The sequence below is a fragment of the Burkholderia sp. Bp9143 genome (assembly GCF_003853645.1).
In the GTDB taxonomy this organism is placed as follows: Bacteria; Pseudomonadota; Gammaproteobacteria; order Burkholderiales; family Burkholderiaceae; genus Burkholderia.
In genome coordinates, this window is the sequence record NZ_QTPO01000154.1 from 1 (window position 1) to 799 (window position 799).

Annotated in this window: 2 pseudogenes; both read left to right on the top strand. The window is 61.1% G+C overall.

The features are described from left to right. Positions 1–557 (top strand): annotated as a pseudogene (gene sucC / locus DIE23_RS39090) (succinate--CoA ligase subunit beta); the annotation flags it as partial. A gap of 69 nt (positions 558–626) precedes the next feature. Beyond that, positions 627–799: pseudogene (locus DIE23_RS39095) on the top strand (succinate--CoA ligase subunit alpha); the annotation flags it as partial.

The window sequence follows — 799 nt, forward strand, 5'->3', positions numbered from 1 at the left end:
CCGGCGACGGCAAGGTCATCGCACTCGACGCGAAGTTCAACTTCGACTCGAACGCGCTGTTCCGCCACCCGGAAATCGTCGCGTACCGCGACCTGGACGAAGAAGATCCGGCTGAAATCGAAGCGTCGAAGTTCGACCTCGCGTACATCTCGCTCGACGGCAACATCGGCTGTCTCGTGAACGGCGCAGGCCTCGCGATGGCGACGATGGACACCATCAAGCTGTTCGGCGGCGAACCGGCGAACTTCCTGGACGTCGGCGGTGGCGCTACGACCGAGAAGGTCACGGAAGCGTTCAAGCTGATGCTGAAGAACCCGGATCTGAAGGCGATCCTCGTGAACATCTTCGGCGGCATCATGCGCTGCGACGTGATCGCGGAAGGCGTGATCGCCGGTTCGAAGGCCGTGAACCTGAACGTGCCGCTCGTCGTGCGCATGAAGGGCACGAACGAGGACCTCGGCAAGAAGATGCTGGCCGATTCGGGCCTGCCGATCATCTCGGCGGACAGCATGGAAGAGGCTGCGCAGAAGGTCGTCGCGGCTGCCGCAGGCAAGTAAGCGCGCGCTATTGAACACGCATGGCGGCGCGGTTTGCACGCGACGCCAATCGAACAGAGGTCAAAATACATGTCGATTCTGATCAACAAGGACACGAAGGTCATCACGCAGGGCATTACCGGCAAAACCGGTCAGTTCCATACGCGCGCCTGCCGTGAATACGCAAACGGCCGCGAAGCATTCGTCGCGGGCGTGAACCCGAAGAAGGCCGGCGAAGATTTCGAAGGCATTCCGATCTACGC